Source organism: Candidatus Nitrospira neuquenensis (genome assembly GCF_979578155.1).
The window spans coordinates 130707-155947 of record NZ_CEFZDU010000039.1 but is presented as its reverse complement, the minus strand read 5'-3'; the positions used below and the strand labels follow the sequence as shown (position 1 = coordinate 155947).

Sequence of the window (25241 nt, the reverse complement as noted above, 5' to 3'; positions counted from 1 at the left end):
CGGCACTGCCGGCGCGATCCGGCCTCTTTCGGGTGGCCCCGATCGGGCGGAGCCGCCCTTCCTTCGATTGACACCCCCGGACCCGTCCAGTAGAATTCCGGCGTTCTCGCGCGCCTGCGCGCGGCGCGGGGAGGGGCGCATGGCACAACAGGGCGGCGTGCTCCTGCGGCCGCTGGCGGTGATGATGAGTCGGGAGATCCGCTGGATCAGCCCGGACGCCACGCTCCGCGAGGCGGCGCACGCCATGCACGACGCGCGGGTGGGAGCCCTGCTCGTCGGCTCGGCCGGTGCCTACGCGGGGGTCGTCAGCGAGACCGACCTGGTCCGCAAGGCCATGGCCGGCGGCTTGGACCCTGAGCGCGTGCGGGTGCGGGCGGTCATGAGCGCGCCGCTCATCACCATCGAGATCGACCGGTCGGCGCACGAGGCCAGCGACCTGATGGCCGAGAAGGGCATCCGTCACCTCGCGGTCACGCGGGACGGCGAGATCGTCGGCGTCATCTCGGTCCGCGACCTGCTGCGGTACTTCAAGAACTGGGGCAGCCTCTGAACCCCTCTCGTCCACACCCTCATCCGGTCGGTGAGCCTTCCGCCGCATGAACAGCGATTCAGGGAGGGGCGGAGTCTATCGTCTCTGGGTGTTCGCGACCGCCTTCACGACGGGGGCGGTGGTGATGGCCCTGGAGATGTTGGGCAGCCGCATCCTGGCGCCGGTCTTCGGCAACTCGCTCTTCGTCTGGGGCGCGCTGATCGGCGTCATCCTGGCGGCGATGAGCAGCGGCTATGCCATGGGAGGCTGGCTGGCGGACCGGCACCACGGCGGCGCGGTACTGGCGGGGCTGCTGCTGGGGTCCGGCGCCTGGACCTTCCTGCTGGCGGGAGTGGGCCAGCCGGTGATGTTCAAGGTGTCCGCCTGGGTGCAGGACCCGCGGTGGGGTCCCTGTCTCGCGGCGAGCGTCCTGTTGGCGCCCCCCGCCTTCGGGCTCAGCGGCGCGCTGCCGGCACTGCTGCGGCTCTCGATCGCGGACATGGGCCACCTGGGACGACACACCGGCTGGATGATCGCGGTTTCCACGCTCGGCAGCCTGGTCGGGACCTGGGGGACGGCGTTCTTCCTCCTCACCTGGCTGGGCAGCCTGACGTTGATCGCGGCCCTCGCGACGGTCCAGGTGGTCCTCGGGCTGGTCTGGCTGGGGCTGGTCGCCTTGCGGGCGAGGACGGTCGCGCCGGTCGTCGGGGGGATCGGCCTGCTAGCCTGGCTCGCGCTCCATCCCGTCCTCGTCCTGCCCGCGCCGGTCTACCAGGAGGACAGCCCCTACCAGCAGATCCGCGTCCGCGACGACCAGTTGCTCCGTTATCTGATCCTGGACCGGACCTTTCACGCGGTGATGTGGCGGAGCGACCCGGTGTCGCTCTTCCTTCCCTACAGCCAGATGATGATGGCGGCGCTGGCCCTGCCGCCCAAGCCGGAGCGAGGGTTGATCCTCGGACACGGCGGGGGCTCGCTCGCCAAGTGGCTGGCCCGCCACTGGCCGGAGCTGGAGCTGGACGTCGTGGAGGTGGACCCCTCCGTCGTGAGGGCGGCGGAAGCCTTCTTCGACTATGCGCCGCCACCCGTCCATCATGTGCACGTCCGCGACGCGCGGGTCTTCCTCCGGGAAACCGAAGGGCGGTACGACGTGATCTGGGTGGATGTGTTCGCGCGGCACCTGATCCCCTTCCACCTGACCACGCGCGAGTTCTTCGAGGAGCTGCGGGCGCGCCTCAAACCGGACGGCGTCCTGGCCGTGAACCTCTCCTCGACCGGCGACGGGCCGGACCAGAAGCGGGCCCTCGCGGTCGTGGCGACGATCCGGTCGGTGTTCCCGGAAATCGAAGCCTTCGGCGTCAAGGGGCCCTGGCGTTCGCGGGCGCCGGGGCCCGAGCCCGAGAACCTGATCTTCTTCGTCGGGCCGCGGGCCCCTCTGATCCGGCAGCCGGCGTTCCTCGAAACCGTCGAACGCCTGATCGCGGAGCGGCGGCTGCCGGTCGAGTTGCCGGCGCTGCTGGTCACCCATCGCACGGGGGAGTGGCCGCCCGGCGTCGTGCTCACGGACGACTACGCGCCGTTCGACCTGCTCATCGGCCGCGACGTGCAAGTGGGGGAGCCGGCTCCCTAGCGGCCGTTCCCGCACGACCGGCGCAGCGGGCATTTTTCCTGATTTCTCTGGGAAATCACCCACTCCGATCGCCCGGCGACGAGCGGGAACTCCGTGAAAGAACATCCTTGCTTCCGGGGGAGGCCTGTGCTATAAGGGCGGCAATTCACGCCGGGTACCGGGGGATTTCAGCATCGAATCGGGAACGCGTCGGTCGGGGTTTCCTCATCCACTAACCTAATACCCATCTTCTTTCTTCCAAGGGAGGTAGGCCATGGGCAAGATGATCCTGTCCCTTTTCTGCGGCGTGGTGTTGGCGGTGGGCCTGTCGTCCACGGCGTCGGCTCACCAGGCCGGCGGCGTCGAGATCGGCGACCTGGAGACCGGCTCGGTGGTCGGCCAGCCCTTCAAGGAGCTGCCGGTCGACGCGGAGATCTTCGCGATCGAGATCGGGAGCATGAAGGTCTGGTATCCGCCGGTCACGGTGGTGGACTTCAAGGCGCGGCCCGGTCGTCCGGTCGTGCTGAAGGTGACGAACAATTCCAGCGCGGAGCACGGCTTCTTCATGACGGCCGACAGCGAGTTCAACGCGCCGACCGTCTTGAAGGTCAAGCTGGTCCTCAAGCCGGGCGAGACGAAGTACATCGGGATCCCCACGAGCGACCTCTTCTACGGCACCTCCGCCAACACGTTCGTGTACAACTGCCACCTGCATCCGGCCCATGTCGGCGGGAAGTTCGTGGCGCTCGGGCGGTAGGCTGAGCTAGGCGGGCGGCGTGCCCGCCGGCTGATGAGGCAGGGCCCCCTCCGCCGTCCGGCGGAGGGGGCCCTGTGGTTTTTCTGGAGGGGAGGGGGAAGAGGATCGGCCTCTGAGGCCGGGACTATGCGGCTGTCTGCTCGGGCCGGCAGTCCGGGGCCGCCTCCAAGGGGACGCTCTGGACCGCCGCCAGCTTCCCGCCGACGATCAGGAGCAGAAAGCGGCTCTCGTCGGGCGCCAGGCTTCCGGGGGCCGTGACCACGGTCTTCAGGTCCACCACCAGCTCGTTGTCGTCCTGCCACTGCGCGTCGTTGATGACCCAGAAGGCCGAGCGGGCCGCGGGGAATTGCTTGGCCATGAACCCTTGGATGGTTCCGGAAAGGTCGATGTCCGGCTCCGCCGAGAGGGTGACGATCGGCCCGCCCACGAGGAGCACCAGCAGCAGCGCGGTACGCATCCGGGACCTCCGGGCTGAGGAAGGGCGCCGACGGAGGCCTGGCCCCTTCGGCGCAGCGCATGCGACATTATAGCATCAGGAACGGGCGCGGCGGCAAGGAACCCGGAGGGGAGGCGTGGGGCTGTGGAGCGCCTGGACGTCCAAACAGTGAAGGGCCCCGCTCCGGCTGGAAGCGGGGCCCTCACACCGATCAACAGCCGCCCGGCGGATGCCCGTCGAGCCGGTCGAAAAGGAGCGCCGCGTCAGTTGCGGACGCCGCTCCAGACCTTGGTCTCGTCGATCTGCTTGTCCGGGTTGAGCTTGCGGGCCTTCTCCAAGAGCACCTCCGTAGGTTCGGGGTAGGCCGGGTCGGAGATGCAGCAGTTGTCCACGGGGCAGACCGCGGCGCACTGCGGCTCGTCGAAGTGGCCGACGCACTCGGTGCAGCGCTCATGGGTGATGACGTAGATGCTGTCGCCGACGCCCTGGCCCTCCCCGACATGGTACCCCTTGCTCTCGGCGTCGCTCCGAGTCTCGAAAATCGCCTCGTTGGGACACTCCGGCAAGCAAGCCCCGCAAGAGATACATTCAGCAGTGATTAACAGTGCCATGACCGCAGCCTCCTTCGAACAACCAGTAGGTCAGTATTGACAACCGTGCGACGTCCTGCCCATAGTCACCGGCGAAACGTGGGTGATTCTAGACCGGTTCTTTCAGCCAAGTCAACGGTCAAGCCGCGGAGCAGAAGGCCTATCCTGTTGATCTGTATGAGCCGATGGGCCTAGCGGCCGACGGAGCGACGAAGGGCACGATGGGCATCCTGTCACCGCCCCAGACCGCGCCGAAGCGCAAGCGCGTCTTCGTGTTGATCGTGTTGGCGATGGTGCTGCTCGTGAGCAGCTTCTTCCTGACCAATCGGAAGGATACGGACACCATCATCGTCACCTTCCCGGGCGGCGCCGAGATCGAAGCGGAGGTGGCCGACACGCCGGAGAAGATCTTCTTCGGGCTGGCGTTTCGGGATGCGTTGCCAGCCGCCGGGGGGATGCTGTATATCTTCGAAACCTCCGATCGGCATCGGCTCAAGACCAAGGGGTTCAAGATTCCCGTCGACATGATCTGGATAGACGAGAGCCGCCACATCGTGCACCTCGTCGAGCACGCCGAGCCCTGTCCTCAGGATCCTTGTCCCAGCTACGGCCCGCCGCCGGAGAACGCCCGGTACGTGCTGCAAACCGAAGCCGGGTTTATCAGGAAGGAAGGGCTCGCCCCCGGGCCCGAGCTGAAGTTCACGCTCCGGCTGTAAGAACCGACGAGAGGAGCCATCCGCCCTCGGTGGTCAGCCTCCTGATGGAGGGCGGCGCCGATGCCCGGAGGCTGAGCGCACCGTGCCGGAGCCACGCATGGAGGGGTTGACGCCCGTCGCGAAGGTGGAGGAGGTGCCGCCGGGCGCTTCCCGCGTCTGTCAGGTGAACGGCCTGGCGATCGCGCTGTTCAACGTCAACGGCCGGTTCTACGCCATCTACAACCTCTGTCCGCACGAAGGGGGGCCGCTCGGCAAGGGGCGTCTCAAGGGCCACGTCGTCTCCTGTCCCTGGCATGACCTGGCCTTCGACGTCCGGAGCGGCGAGGCGACCGACGGCGGCGGCTACTGCGTCGGCAGCTACGAGGTGCTCGTCAAGGATGGACAGGTCTACGTCGGGGCCCGGAGGCGACGCTGAGGTGCGGAGCCGGACCGGAAGAGGCGGAGGGGCCGCATGACGGCGGCGCCGCCGGAGGGATCGGCGGGGGAGCTGAGCCGCGACATCCGCCCCCTCGCAACGAGCGTGGGCGCGACCTTCCTCGTCCACCTGTGGGAGGACCGGACGCGGGGCGAGTTGTGGGTCCCGACGTATGACCCGACCGCCCTGGCCCTGGTGAGCGACGAGTTCCTCCGGATCGCCAGCAACAACGCGGTGGACACCGGCCGCCGGACCTTCGAGTTCCGAGCCGTGGCGCCGGGGGAGCACCGACTCCTGTTCGAAAAGCGCATGGGATGGAAATTCACGGCGGAGGACCGCCGGCTGTTTCTCGTCCGGGTGGACAGCGACGCCGGCGGCGGAAAAGGGGCCTGATGCCGGCCATCGGCTACGTCAACGGAAAGTTCGGACCGCTGGAGGAGGCGGTGGTGTCCGTGGAAGACCGCGGCTTCCAGTTCGGCGACGGCGTCTACGAGGTTATCCGGACCTACGGCGGCCGGCCGTTCCACCTGGACGCGCACCTGGCCCGTCTGGAACGGAGCGCCAAGGCGATCGGGCTGGCCTTGCCGCAGTCGATCGAGGCCTGGCGCGGCCTCGTCGAGGAAGGGCTCCGCCTCGCCGCTCTGCCCGAGAGCAAGGTCTACCTGCAGGTGACGCGCGGAGCCGCGCCACGCGACCATCGCTTCCCCCCCTCCACGAGCCCGACAACCGTCATGACCATCCGGGCCATGCATCCGGTGGAGCCCGCCCTCCGTGAAAGCGGGGTCGAGGCCGCCACCGCGGAGGATCAGCGGTGGGGGCGGTGCGACATCAAGAGCGTGAACTTGCTGCCCAATGTCCTCGTCCGCCAGGCCGCCCTGGAGCGGGGGGCCTTCGAGGCGATCCTGGTGCGGGACGGCGAGGTGACCGAGGGCGCCGTCAGCAACGTGATGATCGTGCGCGGCGGAATCGTGCAGACCGCGCCGGAGGGGCCGCGCATCCTGTCCGGCGTCACCCGATCGCTGGTCCTCGACCTCGCCAGGTCCCTGGGGAGCGTCCGTGAGCGGGCCGTGACGGTCGAGGAGCTGTACGCGGCCGACGAAGTCTTTCTCACGGGAACGACCATCGAAATTCTCCCGGTCGTCCGCATCGACGGCCGTGCGATCGGCGCCGGTGTGCCGGGCGCGGTGACCAAGAGCCTCTACGGCCTCTTCCAGCGACTTGTCCGGTAGCATTCTTCTTGCATTCGGACGCGCGGGAATGGTAGGGTACTCAGGTTCAAGTGGGCCCGGGCCCACTTTTTTGTTTGTGTCGCGGAAGACGAGGATCCTTCCCTGCTCGGGAAGCGCGAGGGCGGGCAACCATGGGGCGGGATTCCCAGCGGTTGGCGGAGAGCGTTCAGGCCATCGCCGCGCCCATCGTCCGTGCGCTCGGCTTGGAGCTGGTCGACGTCGAATGCGCCGGTCAGGGCGCGCGCACGGTCCTGCGGGTGTTCATCGACAAGCCGGGAGGGGTCAGCGTGGGCGACTGCGAGCAGGTGCATCACTCGCTCGGCCGGGCGTTGGACGTGCAGGACCCGATCCCCCATCCCTACACGCTCGAAGTTTCTTCGCCGGGCTTGGATCGCCCCCTCCGCAGGCCGGAGGACTACCGGCGGGCCGCGGGGAAGCGGATCGTCGTGCGGCTTCGCCAGCCCGTCCAGGGCCAGTGGCGGCTCGCCGGCCGGCTGCAGGAAGCCGGCGAGCCGGGCGTGACCCTGACGCTCGGTCGGGCCGACCGGGAGCAGACCGTGACGGTGGGGTGGGGGCAGATCGTCGAAGCCCGGCTCGACGTGACCTTCTGACCGGGCGTGCGTGATCGCGACGGTATCACCGAAACCAGGACCGGGGCTATGAATCGAGAGTTGATTGCGGTCATCGACCAAATCGGGCGGGAGAAGGGGATCGACAAGACCAAGGTCATCGGCGCCGTCGAGGCCGCGCTGCAGACGGCCGCGAAGAAGCGCTTCGGCCAGGGGGAGAACATCCAGGTCCAGATTGACCCGAAGACCGGCGAGATTTCGGTCGTCTCCCTTAAGACCATCGTGGAAACGGTGACCAACCCGAAGTGTGAGGTGTCCCTCCAGGAGGCCCGGCGCGTGGACGCGGAGGCCGAGGTCGGCGACGAGATCGGCTCGCTGATCGAGATGGAGGAACTGGGGCGCATCGCCGCCCAGACGGCCAAGCAGGTCATCTGCCAGAAGGTGCGGGAAGCGGAGTGGGAGGCCGTTCAGAAGGAATATGCCACCCGCACCGGCGACCTGGTCAACGGGGTCATCCTGGGACAGGAACGCCGGAACTACCTCGTGGACCTGGGCAAGACCGAGGCGGTGCTGCCGGTCCAGGAGCAGATCCCCCGCGAATCCTACCGGCGGGGCGACCGGATCAAGGCGCTCCTGCTCGAAGTGCGGCGGACCCCCAAGGACGTCCAGGTGATCCTCTCCCGGACGCATCCCCACTTCGTGAGCAAGCTGTTCGAGCTCGAAGTGCCCGAGGTGGCCGAAAAGATCGTGGAGATCAAGGGCATCGTGCGCGAGCCCGGCGACCGCACCAAGCTCGCCGTCGCCTCGCGGGACAAGGCGGTGGACCCCGTGGGCGCCTGCGTCGGCATCAAGGGCTCGCGGGTGCAGGCCGTGGTCCGGGAGCTGCGGGGCGAGAAGATCGACATCATCGCCTGGACCACCGACCCGCGCGTCTTCATCGCCGAGGCGCTGAACCCGGCGTCGATCGAGAAGGTGGGCATCGACGAGGAGAAGAAGTCGGCCCTCGTCGTGGTGGCGGACTCGCAGCTTTCCCTGGCCATCGGGAAGAACGGCCAGAACGTCCGGCTGGCCGCCAAGCTGACCGGCTGGAAGATCGACATCATCAGCGCGACGGAATACGAGAAGGAGAAGGTCGAGCGCGACCGGGAGATCAAGGCCGCTCTGGCGGAGGAGGCGGAGGCCCAGCGCGAGGAGGAGGAGGCGCGCGCCCAGCGCAGCGCCGCCCTCGCCGCGGAGGCCTCCGGGCAGGTGCCGGCGGCGGAGCCGCAGTCGGCCCCTTGACGCCGAGACGCGCGGGATGACGGCGTATGAGAGTGTACGAGTTGGCCAAGAAGCTCGGGATGGAGAACCGTGAGCTCATCCCCGAGTTGAAGCGCATGGGCATCACGGTGGCCTCGCACAGCAGCGCGTTGGACGAGGCGACCGTGGAGCGGGTGCTCGCCCAGTTGTCTCCCAAGGCGCGGACCGGCGCCGGGGACGAGGCCGCCGGGCGCGAGGAGCGGAAAGGGCCTTCGGCCAAGAAGGCCGGCTCGCTCGCCAAGGCCGGCGCCCGCGACGGCGGCAAGGGTGCGGCCAAGCCCGCGCCGGTCGAGGCGCCGCCCAAGGCCGACAAGAAGCGGATTCTCATCAAGCGGAAAAAGACCGACGAGGAGATCGCCGCCGAGGGAGTCGTACGGACCGGTGGTCCGGCGGAGCCGGCGCCGATGTCCTCCCTGGGTCCGCCGGAAGCCGCGCCCCATCCGATCGCGCCGCCGGCCGGCGCCCCCACGCTGGAGCCCGCCGCGCCCGCGGCGCCGCCGGCTCCGGTCGGCGAGGCGGTCAAAGTGGAACGGGAGCCGCCCGCGCCCGCGGCACCCCCGGCGATCGGCAGGCCCATCCCGGCCGAGCCGGGGGCGGCCGTCCGGACGGTGTCGGCCGCCGGCGGACCGGGGCCGGCCCTCGCGGGCGAGACCGAGGCCCAGCGCCTGGAGCGGGAGAAGAAGAAGGGGCTTCTGCCGGTCCAACCCGTCGAGGACGCGGCGGCCCTCAAGGACAAGCTGAAGAAGGTCCGGAAGCCGGGCCGCGCGCGCACGGGCGAGGAAGAAGTCAAGTTCCGGGAGGATGCGGCCCGCTGGCAGGACCTCCGGGCCATCCCCGTCCATCGCCGCGAGGACCGCTCCCGGCACGTCCAGACGGCCGCTCCGGCCGAGATCACCAAACCGCGGAAGAAAGTGATCAAGCTCACGCCAGGACTCACCGTCAAGGAATTCGCCGAGCTGGTCGGTCAACGGCCGGCCGACGTCATCCGCAAGCTGATGGAGATCGGCCAGCTCCTCACGCTCAACCAGCCGATGAACCTGGACGCCGGTCTGCTCATCGCCGAGGGCCTGGGGCTCAAGGCGGAGGTGGCGGCCGAAAAGGAAGGCGAGGAATTGCTGGAAGAGGCCGTGGAGTGGGCCGAGGAGGAGCGGCCGGAGCCGCGGCCGCCCGTCGTCACGATCATGGGGCACGTGGACCACGGCAAGACCTCCCTCCTCGACGCGATCCGCCAGGCGAAGGTCACCGAGCAGGAAGCCGGCGGCATCACCCAGCACATCGGCGCCTACACGATCCAGGTGCACGGCAAGCACATCACCTTCCTGGACACGCCGGGCCACGAGGCGTTCACGGCGATGCGCGCGCGGGGCGCCAAGATCACGGACATCGTGGTCCTCGTCGTCGCGGCCGACGACGGGGTCATGCCCCAGACGGTGGAGGCGATCAACCACGCCACCGCGGCGGGCGTGCCGATCATCGTCGCCGTCAACAAGATCGACAAGCCCGGCGCGAACCCCGAGCGCGTCAAGCACGCGCTGGCCGAGCACCGGCTCATCCCCGAGGCCTGGGGCGGCCAGACGATCTTCGTCGAGGTGTCGGCCAAGCAGAAGGTGGGGCTGGACCAGTTGCTGGAGATGATCCTGCTGCAGGCCGAGGTGCTCGAGTTGAAGGCCGACCCGCACCGGCCGGCCAAGGGCGTCGTGGTCGAAGCCAAGCTCGACCGCGGCCGCGGCCCCGTGGCGACCGTCCTGGTGCAGGGCGGCACGCTGCGCGTCGGGGACGTCTTCGTCGTGGGCGTCCACAGCGGGCGCGTGCGCGCGTTGGTCACGGACACGGGGCTCAAGGTGTCGGAGGCCGGCCCCTCGATGCCCGTCGAGGTCATCGGGCTTCCGGGCGTGCCCGCGGCGGGCGACCAGTTCGTCGTCGTGCAGGACGAGCGCGTGGCCCGCGAGATCGCCGAGGCCCGGGCGCGCAAGCAGCGACTGGCGGAGCTGGCGGCCGGCAAGTCGCGCATCACGCTGGACGACCTCTACTCCCGGATCAAGGAGGGCGAGGTCAAGGAGTTGCCCCTGGTCATCAAGGCGGACGTGCAGGGCTCGGCGGAGGCCCTGGCCGAGGCGGTCGAGAAGCTCTCGGCCCCCGCCGTCAAGCTGCGGGTCATCCACAAGGGGGTCGGCAACATCACCGAGACCGACGTGCTGCTCGCCTCCGCGTCCCGAGCCATCATCATCGGGTTCACCATCCGGCCGGAGCCCAAGACCACCGCGCTCGCGGAGCGGGAAGGGGTGGACATCCGGCTCTATTCGGTCATCTACGACGCGATCGCCGACATCAAGGCCGCGATGGAGGGCCTGCTCGAGCCGACCTTCAAGGAGCGGGTGCTCGGACGGGCCGAGGTGCGCCAGGTGTTCAGCATTCCGAAGGTGGGGGTCATCGGCGGGTGCTACGTCACCGACGGCACGATCTCCCGGGCCAGCTCCGGGGTGCGGGTGCTGCGGGACCACGCGGTCATCTACGAGGGCAAGCTGGGCTCGCTGCGCCGGTTCAAGGACGACGTCCGGGAAGTCCAGCAGGGCTACGAGTGCGGGATCGGCGTCGAGAACTTCGGCGACCTGAAGCCGGGGGACGTCCTCGAAGTGTTCGTCCTGGACAAGGTCGCGGCCAAGCTCTGAGCCGCGCGCCCGGTTCCTCCCGCCCCCCGTCGCCGCGGTTATGATCGTCGGACTCTGCACGGTAGAGCTGTTCATTCCGGGCAGCGCCTCCCTGAAGGCCAAGCGCCAGGTGCTGTTGAGCCTGAAGGACCGGCTCCGGGACAAGTTCAACCTCTCGGTGGCGGAAGTCGGCGACCAGGAGCTCTGGCAGAAGGCGGTGCTCGGCATGGCCTGCGTCGCCAACGAGACCACTCACGTGAATCAGGTGCTCGACCAAGCGGTCAACCTCATCCGATCGCTGCCCGCGGTCGAGCTGGTCCGGTTCCGGATCGAGATGCTCTAGCGCAACGAGATGCCGAAGACCGCCTACCAACGGGCCGTGCGGGTCGCCGACCAGATCCGAATCGAGGTGGCGGAGATCCTCATGCGCCGCATGAAGGACCCGCGCCTGGGGTTCGTCACGGTCACCGACGTGACGCTGACGGCCGACCTGCGGATCGCGCGGGTCTACCTCACGACCCTGCAGGAGGGGCCCGACGAGGCGCAGGTGTTCGCCCACCTGGAGCGGGCCGCGGGATTCATCCGGACCGAGCTCGGCCGCCGGCTGCGGCTGCGCTACACGCCGGAGCTGACTTTCTTCAAGGACACGACCGGCATCCGAGCCAACCGGGTGCTCGCGCTCCTCGAGAGCGTGGGCGGCGGCGACGACCGGCCGGAGCCGCCCGCGCCGGAGGGGACCGCGCCATGAGCGCCGAGGCGGCGGTCGCCGGCCGGGGCGCGCGGGCGGCGGCGCTCTCCTTGGACGGGGTGCTCAACGTCAACAAGCCCGCGGGCTGGACGTCGCACGACGTCGTCGCCAGGCTGCGGAGCCTGCTCCGCATCAGCCGCGTGGGCCACGCCGGCACCCTGGACCCGGCCGCGACGGGCGTCCTGCCCGTCCTGGTCGGCCGGGCGACGCGGATTGCCGAGTACCTGCTGGACTGGGACAAGGAATATCTCGCCGTGCTCCGCCTGGGCGAGACCACGGACACGCTGGACGCGACGGGCACGGTGCTGGAACGGCGCGAGACGGGTCGCCTGGACGAGGCGGCGATTCGGGAGGCCGTCGCCCGCTTCAGGGGGCGCATCGCCCAGGTGCCGCCGATGTATTCGGCCGTGAAGGTGGCCGGCGTGCCCCTGTACAAGGCGGCCCGCGCCGGCCGCGTGGTCGAGCGAGGCCCGCGGGAGGTCGTCGTCCACGCGATCGACGTGCTCGGGATCGCGGGCCGCGACGTCACGCTCCGGGTCGTCTGCGGAAAGGGCACCTATGTCCGGACCCTCTGCGCCGACATCGGCGCGGCGCTGGGCGTCGGCGGTCACCTCCTGACCCTGGAGCGACGGCGGGTCGGGCCGCTGGCGGTGGATGCGGCGTTGAGCCCTCAGGCCCTCGGCGACCTGGCGGCGGCGGGTCGGTTGGGGGAGGTGCTGCTATCCCTGGACTTGGCGCTGGCCGCCTTGCCCGCCCTGGAGCTCGACAAAACGGCGGCCCTCCGTGCCCGGCACGGCGTGCCGGTGCCGGCGCAGGCCGTGGTGCGGGCCTCGGGCCAGGGGCCTGGCGGGCTGCGCGGCGGTCAGCCGGTCCGCCTGAAGGACCCGGCGGGGGAGTTGCTCGGGATCGGACTGGTGCCGGAGGAGGGCTTGGTGGTCGGCGGCGGGACGGGGGCCGGGACCGTTGCGGTGGCGAAGGTATTGGCGTCGGCGTAACCCGCCGGGATCGGGCCGGGCCCGGCGGGGGAGCGGCGCGGGCGGGCAGTGAAGCTAAGGAGGAGCGGGAGATGGCGTTGGCGAAGGAAGCGAAGACGGAGGTGATCCGGCAGTACCGTCGGCATGATGCCGATTCGGGCTCGCCGGAGATCCAGATTGCGATCCTGACGAACCGGATCGCGTACCTGACCGAGCATTTCAAGCTGCACAAGAAGGACCATCACTCGCGGCGGGGACTCCTGCAGCTGGTCAGCCGCCGGCGCCGGCTGCTCGACTACCTGCGGCGGATCGACGACGCGCGCTATCGGGCGGTCATCGAGCGGCTCGGCATCAGGAAATAACCGACTGCCCGCGCGCCCGCTCGGCGGGCGCGCGGGCGGCTGTCACCCACAGGTGAACACGGACATGGGCTCGGCGGCCCGTCGCGTTGAGCCCATCTCTGTGGGCATCTGTGGGGGCAGGATCAAGAGGAGAACGCGAGTATGGTGCACGTCATCGAGATGGAGGTGGCCGGCCGGACCCTGCGTCTGGAGACCGGACGCGTGGCCAAGCAGGCGGACGGCGCGGTGCTGGCCTCGTACGGCGACACCGTCGTCCTGGCGACGGCGGTGGCCTCCCAGACCGTCAAGCCCGGGGTGGATTTCCTGCCCCTGACCGTGGATTACCAGGAGAAGGCCTACGCGGCGGGGAAGATCCCCGGCGGCTACTTCAAGCGCGAGGGCCGGCCCTCCGAGAAGGAGGTCCTGACCAGCCGGCTGATCGACCGCCCGATGCGGCCCCTCTTCCCCGACGGCTACTACTACGAGACGCAGGTGATCGTCTCCGTGCTCTCGGCGGACGAGACCGGCACCTCCGACGTCCTCGGGATCACCGCCGCCTCCGCCGCGCTGTCGATCTCGGCCATCCCCTTCGGGGGGCCGGTCGCCGGCGTCCGGATCGGGCGCGTGGACGGCCGGTTCGTGATCAACCCCGACCTGGAGACGCTGGAGCGCAGCGACCTCAACTTGGTCGTCGCCGGCACGGGGGAGGCCGTGATGATGGTCGAAGGGGGAGGCCACGAGCTGCCGGAATCGGTCATGATCGACGCGATCGAGGCCGCCCACGCGGAGATCAAGAAGATCGTGGGAAGGGTGCGGGATCTGCAGCGGCAGGCCGGCCGGCCGAAGCGGACCGTCAAGGCCGAGGAGATCGACGAGGCCCTGACGGCCTCGGTGCGCCAGCTCGTCGCCGGGCCCATCCGCGAGGCCATCCTGATCCCGAACAAGACCGCGCGGCAGGAGCGGCTCGACGAGGTGCTGGCCAGCGCGATCGAGAAGCTGAAGACCGACGATCCCCATCGCGAACGGCACATCAAGCTGATCTTCCACTCGCTGGAGTACAGCGAGGTCCGCAACATGATCCTGGAGAACAAGGTGCGGGCCGACGGGCGGGGCCCCGCCGACATCCGTCCCGTGACCTGCGAGGTGGGCGTGCTGCCGCGCACCCACGGCTCGGCGCTCTTTACCCGGGGCGAGACGCAGAGCCTGGCGGTCGTCACGCTCGGCACGACCGAGGACGAGCAGCGGATCGATGCGCTGGAGGGCGAGTACTACCGCACCTTCATGCTGCACTACAATTTCCCGCCCTTCAGCGTGGGCGAGGCGCGACCCCTGCGCTCGCCGGGGCGACGGGAGGTCGGGCACGGCGCGCTGGCGGAACGGGCGCTCAAGCCGGTCATCCCCCCCAAGGAGCAGTTTCCCTACACCCTGCGGCTGGTGTCGGACATCCTGGAGTCGAACGGCTCCTCCTCCATGGCGACGGTCTGCGGCGGGACGCTCGCGCTGATGGACGCCGGCGTGCCGATCAAGGAGCCGGTGGCGGGCATCGCGATGGGCCTCATCAAGGAAGACGAACGGGTCGTCGTGCTGTCCGACATCCTGGGCCTGGAAGACCACCTCGGGGATATGGACTTCAAGGTGACGGGCACCAGGAACGGGGTCACGGCGCTGCAGATGGACATCAAGATCGCCGGCATCACCCCCCAATTGATGCGTCAGGCCCTGGAGCAGGCGCGCGTCGGGCGCCTCTACATCCTGGACCGCATGGTGCAGACCCTGGCGGCGCCCCGCGCCAACCTGTCGCGCTACGCCCCCCGTATCTTCACGATGAAGATCAAGCAGGACAAGATCCGCGACGTGATCGGCCCCGGCGGGAAGATGATCCGGAGCATCATCGCGGAGTGCGGCGTGAAGATCAACGTGGAGGATACCGGGATCATCTCGATCGCCGCGGTGGACGAGGCCTCGGCCAAGAAGGCCATCGACCGGATCAACAGCCTGACGGAGGAGGTCGAGGTCGGAAAGATCTACCTCGGCACCGTCCGGAAGATCATGGACTTCGGCGCCTTCGTGGAAATCCTGCCCAACGTGGACGGTCTGGTCCACATCTCGCAGTTGGCCCACCACCGGGTCAAGAGCGTCGCGGACGAGGTTGCGGAAGGCGACCAGGTCATGGTCAAGGTGCTCGAGATCGACAAGCAGGGCAAGATCCGCCTCAGCCGCAAGGAAGCCATGGCCCCGCCCTCGTCGGCCTCGACGAAGGAACCGGCGGCGGGCTGAGCGTGTTCCGCCGGTTCCTCCTCAGCAACGGGCTGCGCGTCGTCGCGGAACGGATGCCCGCCCACCGCTCCGTCACGGTCGGCGTGTGGGTCAACGTCGGCTCCCGCGACGAAGGGCCCGGCGAGGAGGGGCTCTCCCATTTCCTCGAGCACATGTTCTTCAAGGGGACGCGGACGCGCTCCGCGGCCGACATCTCCCATGAGATCGACGCGCTCGGCGGAGAGCTGAACGCCTTCACGACGCGGGAAACCACCACCTTCTACGTGAAGGTGCTCGAGCCGCAGCTCAAGCCGGCCCTCGCGCTGCTGGCCGACCTCTTCCTCCATTCCCGCTTCCTCCCTCGGGAGGTGGAGAAGGAGAAGGAGGTCGTGCTGGATGAGCTGCGGATGGTCCAGGACGATCCGGAGGACTTCGTCCAGGAGCTGCACGCGGAGCAGGCGATGGCCCCCCACCCCCTGGCCAGGCCCATCCTGGGACGGGCGGCGACGATCAAGGCGCTCGATCGGGGCTCGCTGCTCCGCTACGTCGGGACGCACTACCATCCCGGCCGCACGATCATCGCCGTGGCCGGACGCTTCGAGGTCAAGAACCTGGTGCCCTGGCTGGAGGCGTCCTTCGGAGCCTTCGATCGGCCCGACGGTCCCGGCCTGCGCCGCTGGCCGCCCGTCGTGCGCGGCGGGCTGCTGGTCCGGCGCAAGCCCCTTGAGCAGGCGCACCTCTGCCTCGGACTCACGGGCGTGCCGGTCACGCACAAGGACCGCTATGCCGCCCACGCGCTCAACGCCGTGTTGGGCGGGAGCGTCAGCTCGCGGCTGTTCCAGGAAGTGCGGGAAAAACGCGGCCTCGCCTACTCGATCTACTCCTACCTGGCTTCCTACTCCGACGGCGGCCTGCTGACCGTGTACGCGGCGACGCGCCCGCGCGAGGCCGCCCGCGTGCTGGAGCTGATCTGCCGGCAGATCCGCCGCCTCCGCGAGGACGGTGTGACGCGGACCGAGCTCGACCGGGCCAAGACGCAGATGAAGGGGGGGCTGCTGTTGAGCCTCGAGAGCACCCACAGCCGCATGAACCACCTGGCCAAGGACGAGCTGCACTGGGGACGCCGATCCTCGCCGGAGGCCCTGCTCGCCGAGATTGATCAGATTTCCACGGAGCAGGTCGCACGCGTCGCCGACGAGTTGCTGGACGCGGCGCGCCTCTCAATCACCGTGCTGGGACCGGTGTCCGAGCGCGCCGTCGCAGCCGCCATCCGTTGACAAGGACGGAGCGACTCGTTTCGTGCAACCAGTTGACATCGCTTGAGAAATTTTCGATCTCCCGGCGCGGGCCTGGAGGGGAATATTCCCTTGACAAGCCTCCGGGCTTTGAGTACGATTGGGCCCTGTTTTTCCTGTTGTGCATGCGAGTGCCCGGGCGGTTCTGAGGCGATCCCACCAGAGAAAGGCGATTCGAAGGAAAGGGGGTGGCGGGGCGACGGTCGGTGATCCGGGGCGGTTCCTCCTCATCTGTTCTCTTTTTGATTTTGCGGGCGCCGCGATATCCAAAGTCTTGATCCTCATGAAGGAGGTGCGAGGGATGAAAAGGGTCGTAGTCATAGCCGCAGTCACGGTGATGTTCGTCGCCGGCTTGCTGACGGCCGGCTTTGTTGCCGCCGCGGATGCGCCGGCGGCCGGCGGACCGGTCATGAAGGGCCACGCGGTCAAGACGCTCAAGGGGCGCGTGTGGTCGCAGTGGGCCGACAATCCGGACAACGAGATTCTCTTCGGCATCCAGTACTGGAACACCGGCGATCCGGCGTCCGGTAATCCGAGCGGCCGGTCCTCGACGGCGTTGGACGTGCGTCCGCCCGATCCGCTGTTCACCTGCTGCTCGTGGGGGTTCACCGGCGGGACTGAGAAGAACAACCCCTACGCGGGCTGGTACCATGCCCAGACCACGGTGCGCCTCCAGGTCAAGGACAAGGCGCTCATGGATCAGATCATCAAGGCCTCCCAGGACCTCGTGGCGATGGAAGTCACGCTCGATGGGCGGACGATCACCGGCTTCAAGGTGTTGGCCAAGGATTGAGGCGTCGCGCGACGGAAGCGCTTTTTTCTCTCATTCGTCTTATCCAACGGTTTCCGCAAGGAGGGAGGTCATTATGAAGGGAATTACGAAAGGCTGGGCGCTCGTCGCCGCCGTCGCCCTCGTCGTGGGGATGGCCTCGGCCGCGCTGGCGATCGAAGCCTTCCAGGAACGATTTGAATGGGGCGACATGAGCAAGCCGACCACGTTGCAGGGGCGGGTCATCATCCTCGACCCCTATGACGAAGCGGTGTGGATCAACATCGCCGTGCTCGGCGGCAACGCGGAGAGCGGCTATTTCTGGCAGCGGATCCATCCCGGCAAGAACCTCAAGTTCTACGCCGCCAACAAGGAAGTCTGGGATCAGTTGAAGTCCATGGCCCGGCCGCATGCCGGCCCCGCCGCTGCGAAGGAAGTGCCGCCTTCGTCCGCAACCGTCCTGGTCGAGTTCACGGCCCAGGAGGTCGAGCAGAATCGCCGGGTGATCTCGGCCGTGAAGAAGCTGCCGGAGATCGCCGGAGCGCCGGACAAGCCGAAGGCCATCCGGGCGATGCTGTTCCAGGAGTGCCGCGACGCCTCCAGCGATTTCGAGGAGAAGTGCTACAAGGTCAAGCAGAAGCTGAATACGAGCCCCAAGGGCGCCGACGCCGTCGCGATGCAGTATGACGTCATGCTGCCGGGCGGGAAGGAATTCGCCGGTGGGCTGATCCCCTGGACGGCGGATTACAACAAGTAATCCGCCGATCAGTCGAGCGGTCGAAGGAGGCGGTGTCCGAAAGGGCACCGCCTTCTTGTTTGGGGCAGCTTCAGCGCGGCGGGTCGTCCAGCCTGCGCTGCAGGTCGGCCAGGCGGTTCAGGGCGTCGAGGGGGGTCATGTTGAAGAGATCCATCTGCCGTACCTCCTCCACAAGCGGGTGCGGGGGGGGAAGGGAAGGATCGGCGGGGGGCAGCGGTGACTCCACCGGGGCGGAGGCCGAGGCGGCCGGCGGGGCCTCCAGTTGCGCCAGGACTTCCCGCGCCCGGCCGATGACCTCGGCCGGCAACCCGGCCAGCCTGGCGACCTCGATGCCGTAGCTCCGATCGGCGCCCCCTTCGACGATCTTCCTGAGGAAGAGCACTTCGCCCTCGCGTTCCTGGACGAGGACCGTATAGTTCCTCGTCCCCTCCCGCCGCCGGGCCAACTCCGTCATCTCGTGGTAATGGGTCGCGAAGAGGGTGCGGGCGCCCAGCCGCCCCCGGTCCTGGATGTACTCCGCGACGGCCCAGGCGATGCTCAGGCCGTCGTAGGTGCTCGTCCCGCGGCCGATCTCGTCGAGGAGGATCAGGCTCCGCGACGTGGCGCAGTTGAGGATCTGCGCGGTCTCGAGCATCTCGACCATGAAGGTGCTCTGGCCCGCGGCGAGGTTGTCCGAGGCGCCCACCCGGGTGAAGATACGGTCCACCAGCCCGATCCTGGCCGAGCGTGCAGGCACGAAGCCGCCCATCTGCGCCATGAGCGTGATCAGCGCGACCTGTCTCAGGTAGGTGCTCTTTCCGGCCATGTTCGGGCCGGTCAGGATCAGCAGGCGGTGGTCCTCCAGGTCCAGGGTGGTGTCGTTCGGGATGAATTCTCCCGACGGGAGCAACCGCTCGACGACGGGGTGCCGCCCCTCGCGGATGTCGATGACACCGCCCTCGTGCAGTTCGGGTCTGACGTACCGATGGACGGCGGCCGCCTCGGCGAGCCCGGCGACGACATCCAGTAGAGCGAGCGCCTCGGCCATCGTCTGCAGGCGCGGCGTCGTGCCGGCCACGCCGGCCCGGACCTGCTCGAAGAGCTCCTGCTCGGCCGCCTTCATCCTGGCCTCCGCCCCCGTCACCTGGTTCTCCAACTCCTTCAGCTCCGCCGTCATGAACCGCTCGGCGTTCGCGAGCGTCTGCTTGCGGATGAAGTCGGGCGGGACGCGCGGGAGGTTCGGCTTGGTGACCTCGATGTAGTAGCCGAAGACCGAGTTGAAGCGGACCTTCAGCGACTCGATGCCGGTCCGTTGTCGCTCCCGGGCCTCCAGTTGTGCGATCCAGAGCTTGCCCTCGCGACAGGTTTTCCGCAGGACGTCGAGCTCGGGGTCATAGCCCTCCCGGATAATCCCGCCTTCCCGCGTGGAGAGGGGGGCGTCGGGCAGAATGGCGCGCTCGATCCGGTCGTGTACGTCCGTCAGGTCGTCCCAGGCGGACCGCAGCGCCCGGATGAGGCCCGCGTCAAGCGGCGCCAGCAGGCTCCGGATCGTCGGGAGTGCGGCAAGGGACTGCCGGAGCGCCAGCAGGTCGCGCGGCGTCGCCGATCCGAGGGCCACCCGGCTGGTGAGGCGGGCGATGTCCTGCACCGACGCGAGGGCTCGACGCAAGCCGCTGCGGAGCTCCACGCGCTCCACGAGCGCCGCGACCGCTTCCTGCCTGGCCCGGAGCGGGGCGAGCTGCACGAGCGGCCGCGTGATCCACTCGCGCAGCAGCCGACGGCCCATGCTGGTGACGGTCCGGTCCAGCACCGAGAAGAGCGTGGCGTCCGACCGGTCGCCCGACAGCGGGCGGATCAGCTCCAGGTTGCGCAGGGTCGCGCTGTCCAGGTGCATCTCGTCGTCGCGGTGGCGGACCCGCAGGCGGCGCAGGTGTCCGAGACTGGCGGCCGGCTGCGTGTCCTTGAGGTAGAGCAGGATCGCTCCGGCGGCCTGGATCGCGGCGGACATGTCCTGGCAACCGAACCCGTCGAGGGAGAGGACCGCAAACTGGTCGAGCAGCCGTCGGCGGGCCTCCTCCGGGTCGAAGGCGCGTGCCGGCTGGGCCTGCACGCGGATGCCGCGCAGGCCGTCGAGCCGGGGCTTCAGCGCGTCCGATTGGTCGGCGGGGTATAGCAGCTCCCTGGGATCGAGACGGACCAGTTCGTCGAACAGGGCCTGCCGGTCCTGCAGCTCCATCACCCAGAATTCCCCCGTGGACAGGTCCAGCGCGGCCAGTCCCGCCGTCGGCGGGCGAGCCTGGGCGGGAGGCCCGCCGGCCGAGACCGTGATCGCCGCCAGAAAGTTCGATTCCGCGGCCGGCAGCAGTTCCGCATCGGTCAGGGTGCCCGGCGTATAGAGCCGCACCACCTCGCGGCGGACGAGGCCCTTGGCGATCTTGGGGTCCTCGACCTGGTCACAGAGGGCCACGGTGCGTCCCGCCTTCAAGAGCCGCGCGATGTACCCCGTGGCCGCATGGTAGGGCACGCCGCAGAGGGGGACGGGATCGGCACTGGCCTTGTCCCGCGAGGTGAGCGCGATGGAAAGGATGCGGGACGCCTCGATCGCGTCCTCGTAAAACATCTCGTAGAAGTCGCCGACGCGGAAGAAGAGAATCGCCTCCCGGTGGGCCCGCTTGATCTCGCGGTACTGCCGCATCAAGGGCGTGAGGTCCGCGTCACTCATCCCCGACCTCTTCCTCGGCGGCGCCGGCCCGTCCCCGGCTCTGGTGGAGGGACTTCTCCAGGGTGCGGCGCAGCCGTTCCAGGTCCGCCTCCGCCTCCTGCAGCGCCTTGGTCTTCCGTCGGAGCTCGATGCGGCCGCTGACCCAGGCGGGAAACAGGAGGATGGAGGCCACGGCCAGTCCCACGCCGAAGGCCGCGAGGATCGGCTTGTAGATGGGCGTGGAGTCCTGGCGCAGCCCGAAGAAGTAGCGGAGCGTCACCTCCTGTTCCTGGTTCTGCAGGAAGAAGGCGAGGGAGAGGAGGAGCAGGATGCCGACGAGGACGAGCCTAATCATGGCGGGTGCTCCTCGACCGCCCGGTGCGCGGGCGGGATGATCGGCCGCCGGCCGCGGGACCGGTCGGCCGCGACGCGGCCGTTTCCTCGCTCCGGAGGACCTCGCGGAACCGTGACGACAGCCGCCGGTAGGTGGCGCGAAGGTGCTCGGGGATGACGCGGGTCTCGGAAAAGAGCGGCATGAAGTTCGTGTCGCCGTTCCACCGGGGGACGACGTGCACGTGGAGGTGCGCTTCGATCCCGGCGCCGCCGACCTTGCCGAGGTTGACGCCGAGGTTGAACCCCTCCGGCCGGCTCTCGGCCCGCAGCACGCGCAGCGACAGGCTGGTGAGGCGCACCAGGTCCAGCGACTCCTCCGCCGTCAGGGCCTCGAGCGAGTCCACGTGCGAGTAGGGTGCGACGAGGAGATGGCCACTGTTGTAGGGGAAGAGGTTCATCATCACGAACCCCAGACGGCCGCGGTGCAGGAGCAGGTTGGCGGCGTCGCGTCGTTGCCGCGTCGCGCGGCAGAAGATGCAGGCGGCCGGCCGGCCGGACTTCCGGATATAGGCCATGCGCCAGGGCGCCCAGATCACCTTCACGGGCGGACCCTCCTGCCGGCCGCGCTGCCCATCCTCCGCCGCAGCGGGCCGGCCCGGCGGAGGCGGGTCAGACAGGCGAGGGCGAGGGGGCCGGTGCCCCGGAAGTGCAGGTCGCGGCTCCTTGGACCCCGGTGGCGCAGGTGAATCTCCAGCCGGTCGCCGCCCAGCTCGGTGCCCGCCCGCTCCGCCCATTCCACCGCCAGCACGGTCCGCTCGTCCAGGTCCTGGGCGAGGCCCAGTTCGGCCGCCTCCTCAGGACCGGCGATCCGGTAGAGGTCGGCGTGGAGGAGCCGCAAGCGTCCCGCGTATTCCTGGACGAGGACGAACGTGGGGCTGCTCACGGATCGGGGGGGGGCGCCGAGGCCCGCGGCGACGCCGCGGAGGAGCGCCGTCTTGCCGGACCCGAGCTCTCCCGAGAGCGCCAGGATCTCTCCGCCGCGCAGGGCTCGGCCGAGACGGCGGCCCAGGCGGGCCGTGTCGTCGGGCGAACGGGAGGAGACGGCCCACTCGGAAGGGCGAGCGGCAGCGGGGCGGCGCCGGAGCACCCGGGGCGAGGGGGGGCGGGCGTCAGGAGGGACCACGGGACGATCCTGCCAGCAGGAGGGCGTGGGGAATCCGGCGGATCAGGTCGCCGGCCGTCATGCCCGCCGGTCCGAGCTCGGCCGCGGCCAGGTCCCCCGCCAGACCGTGGCAATAGACGCCGGCGCAGGCCGCGTCCCAGGGGCTCAGGCCCTGGGCCAACAGCCCGACGATGAGCCCGGTCAGGGCGTCGCCCGTGCCGGCCGTGGCCATGCCGGGGTTGCCCGTCGGACAGACGGCGGCGTGCCCGTCGGGATGGGCCACGACGGTACGGGCGCCCTTCAACACCAGCACTACGGCGCGGCGCTGCGCGAAGCGTGTGGCGATCCCGATGCGGTCGGTGTTGATCGCCGGCGGCGTGCTGCTTTCTTCGAGACGGGCCATTTCGCCGGGATGCGGGGTCAGGATCAGCGGGACCTTGCAGTCCGCCAGCCTGGCGGTTCGACCCGCCAGCGCGTTGAGCGCGTCCGCGTCCAGCACGCAGGGGCGGGTCAGGCGCGGGAGCAGGGCATGGATGAGCTCGACGGTCTCCGGGTGCGTCGTCAGGCCGGGTCCCATCGCGAGCGCGGTCTTCCCCTCCGCGAACGTCACCAGCCGGTCCAGGGCGGTGCGGGCGAGGGTGCGGGCCTTGGTCTCCGGCATCGGCGCGGTCATCGCTTCCAGGAGCTTGGCCTCGAGGATGTCGTTCACGCTGGCGGGCGTCGCGACGGTGACGAGGCCGGCGCCGGCGCGCAGCGCCGCCTGGGCCGCCATCGCGGCCGCGCCGGTCTTGCCGACCGAGCCCGCGATGAGGCCCGCGTGGCCGTAGGTGCCCTTGTGGGCGGAGGGCCGCCGCTCGGGGAGCAGGCGGCCGACCGTGGCGCCCGTCAGCAGCGCGACCGGGCTCTGGACCGCCCGGACGTAGGCGTCCGGAATCCCGATATCGCCGATGCGGACCGTCCCGGCATGGTCGATGCCGGCCCCGACGTAGAGGCCGAGCTTGGGCAACCCGAAGGTGATGGTGAGCGCGGCCCGTACCGCGGCACCCAGGATCGCGCCGGTGTCCGCGTGGATGCCGGACGGCAGGTCCACGGCCGTCACCGGCCGGCCGGCTTCGTTGATCGCCTCGATCGCACCGCGATAGGCCCCGGTGACGGGGGCGGCGAGGCCCGTGCCCAGCAGGGCGTCCACGATCAGGTCGCTGTCGGCGAGGAGCGCGCGGAGCCGCTCGTCGCTCGGGCAGACCAGGACGGCCGCCTTCCCCGCCGCCCTGACGAAGCGGCGGTACATCTCCCGGGCGTCCGGGCTCAGGTCGGCGGGTTTCGCCAGGAGCACGGCCCGTACCCTGGCCGACTTCTGCTTGAGGAGCCGTGCGACCACCAGGCCGTCGCCGCCGTTGTTCCCCTTGCCGCAGACGATCGTGACGGACCGGCCGGCTGCGGGCCCCAGGACCTCCTCCATCGCCGCGACGACCGCGGCGCCGGCGCGGGCCATGAGGGTGCGGCCGGGGATGCCCGCCTCCTGGATGGTCCGGCGGTCGAGGGCCTGCATCTGGGCTGCGGTGACGATGTGCATGGGATGAGCCGGCGTCGTCGGCGATCAGCCGTCGCTCGTCAGGATCGCCTCGGCGACGGCGTAGTCGGTGTCATGCGAGAGGCTGACATGGACGGCGGTGACCCCGGCCTCGCGGAGCAGCGCGGCGGCTCGTCCGCCGACGACGGCGCGCGGCCGGCCGGCCTGGTCGTTGAGCACTTCGATGTCCTGCCAGCGGATGCCGCGGGACCACCCGGTGCCGAGGGCCTTGAGGATGGCCTCTTTGGCGGCGAATCGGCCGGCCAGCGACGCGTAGGGAGCGGCCCGCCCCAGGCAGTAGTCCCGCTCGGCCGGGCTGTACACCCGCCCCAGGAAACGCTCCCGCCAGGTGTCGGCGAGGTCCCGCACGCGCGAGATCTTCACCAAGTCGAGTCCGATGCCGACGATTCTCATAACCTGTGGCGAGCGATGAGTCGTCGGGTTGCGGCGGTCAGTTTCGGAGGGGCACGAACTGAAAACCGCGAACCGGCACTCGCCATTCTTTCCTACGTCACGAGCTGTTTCATCTCCCGGACGGCCCGCTCCAGACCGACCAGCACGGCGCGGGCGATGATGCTGTGGCCGATGTTGTACTCGACGATCTCGGGGATCTGCGTGAGCCGCCGCACGTTACGGTAGTTGAGACCGTGTCCCGCGTTTACGCCCATGCCCAGCTTGTAGGCCAGCTTGGCCGCCGAGGCGATGGCTTCGAGCTCCGCCTGCTCCTCCTTGAGGCGGCGCGCGTTGGCGTAGCGACCGGTATGGAGCTCCACGTAGTCGGCCGACACCTTGTGCGCGGCCTTGATCTGGTTGTGGTCCGGCTCGATGAAGAGGCTGACCGGAATGCCGCCGTCGTGGAGGAGGCCGACGACGGCGTCCACGCGGTCCCGCAGGGCGACCACGTCCAGCCCGCCCTCGGTCGTCAGCTCCTGACGGCGCTCCGGAACCAGGGTCACGAGATGCGGCTTGACGGCGAGGGCGATCTTGACCATGGCCTCGTCCGCCGCCATTTCCAGGTCGAGCTTGGTCTGGATGAGGTCGCGCAGGAGCGTGAGGTCCCGGTCCTGGATGTGACGGCGGTCTTCCCGCAGGTGGACGACGATCCCGTCGGCGCCGGCCAGCTCCACCAAGACGGCGGCAGCCAAGGGATCGGGCTCGGCCCCCCCCCGCGCCTGGCGGAGCGTCGCAACATGGTCGATGTTCACGCCTAATCTGGCCAAGGGATCCTCTCTCGGGCTCACCCGCCCGGGCTGGATGCCGGCGGAGGCCCTCCGTGCCGGTGGACCGACGGGCAGGAGCGGGCCGTGCGTTGGGCGGGTCCGGCTTGCGAACCGCGCGTATTATGGCAAAAAGGTTCAGGGGGTCGCAAGCGAAGGAAGATGGCGGGGGAGGCTGCGGTCGGCGGGCCCTGAGCGCGGGGGCTCCGACAGGCCGTCCGACGGGTCGAGCCTAGCCCGTTGCGGGGGCCTGAAGTCACCCAACCGGGGATTAAAATTGACTGATTTGGCCTGGCTGCATTAGAATGACGCCTTAATCCTGTCGGACGAAGAGCCGTTGGA

At 69.4% G+C, this 25241-nt stretch carries 27 protein-coding genes; 18 read left to right on the top strand and 9 right to left on the bottom strand.

Annotation, left to right across the window (positions count from 1 at the left end; translation table 11 throughout):
• Positions 1–139 precede the first annotated feature (139 nt).
• From AC1U7O_RS17690 to AC1U7O_RS17680, 3 genes are all read left to right on the top strand, one after another.
• Positions 140–550 (top strand): CBS domain-containing protein, encoded by a 411-nt coding sequence (locus AC1U7O_RS17690; RefSeq protein WP_479896222.1) that lies wholly within the window; start codon positions 140–142, stop codon positions 548–550.
• 46 nt (positions 551–596) lie between these two features.
• Positions 597–2159, top strand: coding sequence for a fused MFS/spermidine synthase (locus AC1U7O_RS17685; RefSeq protein WP_479896221.1), 1563 nt, complete (start codon positions 597–599; stop codon positions 2157–2159).
• Between the two features lie 253 nt (positions 2160–2412).
• Complete coding sequence (locus tag AC1U7O_RS17680; protein WP_479896220.1) at positions 2413–2895, top strand: hypothetical protein; 483 nt, start codon at positions 2413–2415, stop codon at positions 2893–2895.
• 124 nt (positions 2896–3019) lie between these two features.
• On the opposite strand, the gene AC1U7O_RS17675 is transcribed toward AC1U7O_RS17680, so the two are convergent.
• Together AC1U7O_RS17675 and AC1U7O_RS17670 are read right to left on the bottom strand one after the other, a co-directional pair.
• On the bottom strand, positions 3020–3352 hold the full coding sequence (locus AC1U7O_RS17675; protein WP_479896219.1) for a hypothetical protein: 333 nt from the start codon (positions 3350–3352) through the stop codon (positions 3020–3022).
• A gap of 242 nt (positions 3353–3594) precedes the next feature.
• Complete coding sequence (locus AC1U7O_RS17670) at positions 3595–3942, bottom strand: 4Fe-4S dicluster domain-containing protein (protein WP_479896218.1); 348 nt, start codon at positions 3940–3942, stop codon at positions 3595–3597.
• A gap of 164 nt (positions 3943–4106) precedes the next feature.
• Between AC1U7O_RS17670 and AC1U7O_RS17665 the strand changes: the two genes are divergently transcribed.
• The 15 genes from AC1U7O_RS17665 (at position 4107) to AC1U7O_RS17595 (ending at position 17937) form a co-directional block, all read left to right on the top strand.
• Positions 4107–4637, top strand: coding sequence for a DUF192 domain-containing protein (locus AC1U7O_RS17665; protein WP_479896217.1), 531 nt, complete (start codon positions 4107–4109; stop codon positions 4635–4637).
• A 97-nt stretch (positions 4638–4734) separates the two neighbouring features.
• Positions 4735–5052, top strand: coding sequence for a Rieske (2Fe-2S) protein (locus AC1U7O_RS17660; protein ID WP_479896216.1), 318 nt, complete (start codon positions 4735–4737; stop codon positions 5050–5052).
• Positions 5053–5088: 36 nt separating this feature from the next.
• A complete protein-coding gene (locus tag AC1U7O_RS17655) occupies positions 5089–5445 on the top strand; it encodes a protease inhibitor I42 family protein (RefSeq protein WP_479896215.1) in 357 nt (118 codons plus the stop codon).
• Positions 5445–6281: a D-amino-acid transaminase gene (gene dat / locus AC1U7O_RS17650; protein ID WP_479896214.1), complete on the top strand. Its 837-nt coding sequence runs from the start codon at positions 5445–5447 to the stop codon at positions 6279–6281. Before AC1U7O_RS17655 ends, dat begins: the two co-directional genes overlap by 1 nt.
• A 131-nt stretch (positions 6282–6412) precedes the next feature.
• Positions 6413–6892, top strand: coding sequence for a ribosome maturation factor RimP (locus AC1U7O_RS17645; RefSeq protein WP_479896213.1), 480 nt, complete (start codon positions 6413–6415; stop codon positions 6890–6892).
• Positions 6893–6940: 48 nt separating this feature from the next.
• Complete coding sequence (nusA, locus tag AC1U7O_RS17640; protein ID WP_479896212.1) at positions 6941–8131, top strand: transcription termination factor NusA; 1191 nt, start codon at positions 6941–6943, stop codon at positions 8129–8131.
• Between the two features lie 26 nt (positions 8132–8157).
• Positions 8158–10818, top strand: coding sequence for a translation initiation factor IF-2 (infB, locus tag AC1U7O_RS17635; RefSeq protein WP_479896211.1), 2661 nt, complete (start codon positions 8158–8160; stop codon positions 10816–10818).
• A gap of 40 nt (positions 10819–10858) precedes the next feature.
• Positions 10859–11140, top strand: a complete 282-nt coding sequence (locus AC1U7O_RS17630; RefSeq protein WP_479896210.1) for a DUF503 domain-containing protein — start codon at positions 10859–10861, stop codon at positions 11138–11140.
• 9 nt (positions 11141–11149) lie between these two features.
• A complete protein-coding gene (rbfA, locus tag AC1U7O_RS17625) occupies positions 11150–11545 on the top strand; it encodes a 30S ribosome-binding factor RbfA (RefSeq protein ID WP_479896209.1) in 396 nt (131 codons plus the stop codon).
• Positions 11542–12540, top strand: a complete 999-nt coding sequence (gene truB / locus AC1U7O_RS17620) for a tRNA pseudouridine(55) synthase TruB (RefSeq protein ID WP_479896208.1) — start codon at positions 11542–11544, stop codon at positions 12538–12540. The genes rbfA and truB overlap by 4 nt, the downstream gene beginning before the upstream one ends.
• 71 nt (positions 12541–12611) lie before the next feature.
• Positions 12612–12881 (top strand): 30S ribosomal protein S15, encoded by a 270-nt coding sequence (gene rpsO / locus AC1U7O_RS17615; protein ID WP_479896207.1) that lies wholly within the window; start codon positions 12612–12614, stop codon positions 12879–12881.
• Between the two features lie 141 nt (positions 12882–13022).
• Complete coding sequence (gene pnp, locus AC1U7O_RS17610; protein WP_479896206.1) at positions 13023–15137, top strand: polyribonucleotide nucleotidyltransferase; 2115 nt, start codon at positions 13023–13025, stop codon at positions 15135–15137.
• A gap of 2 nt (positions 15138–15139) precedes the next feature.
• Complete coding sequence (locus AC1U7O_RS17605; RefSeq protein ID WP_479896205.1) at positions 15140–16393, top strand: M16 family metallopeptidase; 1254 nt, start codon at positions 15140–15142, stop codon at positions 16391–16393.
• A gap of 319 nt (positions 16394–16712) precedes the next feature.
• Positions 16713–17204 (top strand): hypothetical protein, encoded by a 492-nt coding sequence (locus tag AC1U7O_RS17600; protein WP_479896204.1) that lies wholly within the window; start codon positions 16713–16715, stop codon positions 17202–17204.
• Between the two features lie 73 nt (positions 17205–17277).
• Positions 17278–17937 (top strand): hypothetical protein, encoded by a 660-nt coding sequence (locus tag AC1U7O_RS17595; protein ID WP_479896203.1) that lies wholly within the window; start codon positions 17278–17280, stop codon positions 17935–17937.
• Between the two features lie 70 nt (positions 17938–18007).
• Here AC1U7O_RS17595 and mutS read toward each other — a convergent pair whose 3' ends face one another.
• The 7 genes from mutS to AC1U7O_RS17560 all read right to left on the bottom strand — a co-directional run bounded on the left by mutS (position 18008) and on the right by AC1U7O_RS17560 (position 24902).
• Positions 18008–20638: a DNA mismatch repair protein MutS gene (mutS, locus tag AC1U7O_RS17590; RefSeq protein WP_479896202.1), complete on the bottom strand. Its 2631-nt coding sequence runs from the start codon at positions 20636–20638 to the stop codon at positions 18008–18010.
• On the bottom strand, positions 20631–20972 hold the full coding sequence (locus tag AC1U7O_RS17585; protein WP_479896201.1) for a LapA family protein: 342 nt from the start codon (positions 20970–20972) through the stop codon (positions 20631–20633). Before AC1U7O_RS17585 ends, mutS begins: the two co-directional genes overlap by 8 nt.
• Positions 20965–21552: an HIT family protein gene (locus tag AC1U7O_RS17580; RefSeq protein ID WP_479896200.1), complete on the bottom strand. Its 588-nt coding sequence runs from the start codon at positions 21550–21552 to the stop codon at positions 20965–20967. The genes AC1U7O_RS17585 and AC1U7O_RS17580 overlap by 8 nt, the downstream gene beginning before the upstream one ends.
• Positions 21549–22133 (bottom strand): tRNA (adenosine(37)-N6)-threonylcarbamoyltransferase complex ATPase subunit type 1 TsaE, encoded by a 585-nt coding sequence (gene tsaE, locus AC1U7O_RS17575; protein ID WP_479896199.1) that lies wholly within the window; start codon positions 22131–22133, stop codon positions 21549–21551. The genes AC1U7O_RS17580 and tsaE overlap by 4 nt, the downstream gene beginning before the upstream one ends.
• Complete coding sequence (locus tag AC1U7O_RS17570; RefSeq protein ID WP_479896198.1) at positions 22120–23685, bottom strand: NAD(P)H-hydrate dehydratase; 1566 nt, start codon at positions 23683–23685, stop codon at positions 22120–22122. Before AC1U7O_RS17570 ends, tsaE begins: the two co-directional genes overlap by 14 nt.
• Before the next feature lie 24 nt (positions 23686–23709).
• Complete coding sequence (acpS, locus tag AC1U7O_RS17565; protein ID WP_479896197.1) at positions 23710–24096, bottom strand: holo-ACP synthase; 387 nt, start codon at positions 24094–24096, stop codon at positions 23710–23712.
• A 92-nt stretch (positions 24097–24188) separates the two neighbouring features.
• Positions 24189–24902 carry a pyridoxine 5'-phosphate synthase gene (locus AC1U7O_RS17560; RefSeq protein ID WP_479896196.1) on the bottom strand — a complete coding sequence of 238 codons (714 nt, stop codon included), beginning with the start codon at positions 24900–24902 and terminating at the stop codon, positions 24189–24191.
• Positions 24903–25241 lie beyond the last annotated feature (339 nt).